General features: G+C 50.3%; 2 protein-coding genes and 2 pseudogenes. 3 read left to right on the forward strand and 1 reads right to left on the reverse strand.

The genetic code is table 11. From position 1 onward, the window contains the following. On the reverse strand, window positions 1–235 hold a 235-nt coding region (locus tag EQY_RS0121070; protein ID WP_000086534.1), incomplete at its 3' end, for a recombinase family protein. 160 nt (window positions 236–395) lie between these two features. On the opposite strand from EQY_RS0121070, the pseudogene EQY_RS0121075 reads away from it, so the two are divergent. The 3 genes and pseudogenes from EQY_RS0121075 to EQY_RS0121085 form a co-directional block, all read left to right on the forward strand. Next, window positions 396–1,814: pseudogene (locus EQY_RS0121075) on the forward strand (DUF4158 domain-containing protein); the annotation flags it as partial. A 47-nt stretch (window positions 1,815–1,861) separates the two neighbouring features. Continuing rightward, window positions 1,862–2,134 (forward strand): annotated as a pseudogene (locus EQY_RS26630) (hypothetical protein). Then, window positions 2,115–3,323 (forward strand): IS91 family transposase, encoded by a 1,209-nt coding sequence (locus EQY_RS0121085; RefSeq protein WP_000198556.1) that lies wholly within the window; start codon window positions 2,115–2,117, stop codon window positions 3,321–3,323. Before EQY_RS26630 ends, EQY_RS0121085 begins: the two are co-directional and overlap by 20 nt. The last annotated feature ends 202 nt before the right edge of the window (window positions 3,324–3,525 follow it).

Genomic DNA, 3,525 nt, shown 5'->3' on the forward strand with positions numbered 1-3,525 from the left:
TTGCATTACGACCGAGGCGATCCAGTTTTGTGACTATCAATACATCGCCACTTTCCAGACGATCAAGCAACCGGTTAAAACCAGGACGTTCACTGGCTGCTACTGATCCACTAATTTGTTCTTCGATTATTCGTTGGGGTCTGACGTTAAAACCCGCGCTTTCGATTTCCCGACGTTGATTTTCGGTCGTCTGTTCCAGAGTGGAAACCCGACAATAGGCAAAAATTCGAGACATAGTGAGATCTTCTGTACGAAATGGGTGTACATATTATAATGCATGTCCGAAAGTAATTTCGCTGACTTTCGGATATATCTGTTTAACAATGTCCGAAACCGGTCGTTTTCGGTCACAACAAATCCATAACACATGAAAACTTTACACGAGGGAAGCATTCATGCCACGGCGACAAATACTGAGTAGTGAAGAGCAAGCTCGCCTGCTGGTTATACCAGATGATGAAATTATTCTGACCAGAATGTGTTTTCTTTGTGATAAAGATATTGCTCTCATTAATAAGCACCGGCGTCCAGCTAATCGCCTGGGCTTTGCGGTATTACTCTGTTACCTGCGTGGGCCTGGATTTGTTCCGGACAAAAATAATGTTCCCCACAGTGGTGTTGTATCCAGAATTGCTTCAAGACTGAAGCTTCAGCCCGATTTATGGCATGAATATGCAGCCAGAGAGCAAACCCGCTGGGAGCATCTGGCTGAACTTTATCGCTACCTGAAATTATCTCCGTTCAGCCGAACTCTGCAAAAAGACTGCATTCGGCATCTGCATTCCTATGCCATGCGAACAGATAAAGGATTTACTCTGGCGGAGGAAATGCTCAGTTGGCTACATAACAATAATGTTATTTTCCCGTCGGTTGATGTGATCGAACGGACGCTTGCCGAAGCCGTCACACTTGCTGACAGATCTGTTTTTTCGGCACTTACGACACAACTGGGAAAGCAGCATAGATCTGCACTCGACAGCCTGCTCATATCAGAAGGGGAACAACCTTCCCGACTTGCGTGGCTACTTCAGCCTCCCGGTAAAATTAACGGTAAAAACGTGCTGCAACATATCGATCGACTTAATTCTATCACCGCGCTGGAATTACCTGATGGTATTGAGCTTTCCGTTCACCAGAACAAATTACTCAAACTGGCGCGTGAGGGCCGAAAAATGAGCAGCAGAGATCTGGCAAAATTCACCGATATCAGACGTTACGCTACGCTGGTTTGTGTCATTCAGGAAGCCAGAGCAACATTGACTGATGAAGTTATCGAGCTACACGAACGCATTATGGGCGGTCTGTTCAGCCAGGCAAAACGCAAACAAGCCGAGAGGCTTCAGTTAAAAGGCAAACTTATCCAGAGCAAGTTAAGACAATATGTTACTGTCGGTCAGGCGCTACTGCATGCCAGAAAGTCAGGTGAAGATCCCTGGGCCGCGATAGAAGATGTTATTCCCTGGCAGGAGTTCGTCAACAGCCTGGAAGAAACACAGTTGCTGTCCCGTAAAGGTAATTTCGATCCTCTTCACCTGATCACCGAAAAATACAACACACTTCGAAAATACGCTCCACGAATGTTGTCAGCATTGCAGTTTGTAGCGACACCTGCGGCGCAGCCGCTCAGCGATGCACTGGATACTATAAGGGAAATATACCGTAAGCAGCTTCGTAACGTTCCGCCTACAGCGCCAACAGCATTTATTCCTGAAAGCTGGCGAAAACTGGTATTAACGCCTTCAGGCATCAATCGAAAATACTATGAGTTTTGTGTACTGAATGAACCACGGCAGCCTGGCGGCTGCAAATCGGGGTGTGGCAGAATATGAGCTTTCAGAGTAACCATCCAGAATGAGTTCCCATGTCACACAACCTGGAGCACCAGAAAGTCCACACCAGAATGGTGAAAGAGGTTCTGAAAGCCGTCGCCTGAGCCAATAATCACCCTTATCAGTCCGTATTTGCAGACTTTATCACCGGTCATCCCTCCTGCACGGTCTGTTTCTGGGAAACCTTCCACAAAATGTACCCGGATTCACCGTACGAATACATCACGTTCTGCCATACCTGCCGTCGTTTTGATTTATACGAAACAGAAGCGGAGATGAAGGCGGATGACCCGAAGTGGTGGTGATTTTCAGCCCCGACCGCTGAAACGCCTGTTCACAACCAACCAGTGCTGGACATCCTTCCTGGATGCGGGCGGTCTGCGCGATATCGAGGTTGAGGCTGTCACAAAAATGCTGGCCTGCGGCACGCGGATACTGGGAGTGAAGGAATACAACTGCGATAAACCTGAGTGCCCCCACGTCAGATACGTCACTAACTCATGTGGCAGCCGTGCCTGCCCGTCCTGCGGAAAAAAGGCCACAGACCTGTGGATAGCGACACAGCTGAATCGTCTTCCTGACTGCGACTGGGTACATCTGGTCTTCACCCTGCCGGACACGCTGTGGCCGGTGTTCGAAAGCAACCGCTGGCTGCTGAATGACGTGTGCCGTCTGGCGGTGGAGAATCTGCTGTATGCCGCCCGAAAACGGGGGCTGGAACCCGGTATCTTCTGCGCCATCCATACGTATGGTCGTCGTCTCAACTGGCATCCGCATGTGCATGTGTCTGTAACCTGTGGAGGTCTGAATAAGCATGGTCAGTGGAAAAAGCTGAGCTTCCTGAAAGACGCGATGCGTTCACGGTGGATGTGGAATATGCGGCAGCTGCTTCTGAAAGCGTGGTCAGAGGGGATGGCGATGCCGGAGTCGTTGTCACATATCACGACGGAGTCACAGTGGAGAAGCCTGGTGCTGAAAGCTGGCGGAAAATACTGGCATGTGTACATGTCGAAGAAAACGGCCGGCGGGAGGAATACGGCGCGCTACCTGGGTCGTTATCTGAAGAAGCCGCCGATAGCAGCCTCCCGGCTGGCACATTACAACGGAGGGGCGAGCCTGAGCTTCCGTTACCTGGACCACAAAACGGGAGAAACGGCGACGGAAACGCTGACACAGCGTGAGCTGGTCGCGAGGCTGAAACAGCACATCCCGGAGAAGTTTTTTAAGATGGTGAGGTACTTCGGGTTCCTTGCCAACCGGGTGTGTGGAGAGAAGCTGCCGCAGGTGTACCGTGCTCTGGGGATGGATAAACCGGAACCAGTGGCGAAAGTGTGCTATGCACAAATGGTGAAACAGTTCCTGAGTCGTGACCCGTTCGAATGCGTGCTGTGTGGCGGCCGGATGGTATACCGCCGGGCCATTGCGGGGCTGAATGTATCAGGGCTGAAGAAAAACGCGCGGGATATCAGTCTGCTGAGGTATATGCCGGCCTGACACAGGCAAAGTGTGCCCGGGAATCGGTGCAAGAATAAAAAACAGCCAGTTGCGGTATAAGAATCGACCATGCAGAGAGAGAAAACACCGGAGTGGAGGGGAAAAACAGAAAGGCTCACGGGGCATAAGGCGTGGACAATGGTATCGACTGGTTTTTCAATTTCCTATACGTCAAGTATAAGTGCTATTGCCAGGGAATTCC

The sequence above is a fragment of the Escherichia sp. TW14182 genome (assembly GCF_000208525.1).
In the GTDB taxonomy this organism is placed as follows: Bacteria; Pseudomonadota; Gammaproteobacteria; order Enterobacterales; family Enterobacteriaceae; genus Escherichia; species Escherichia ruysiae.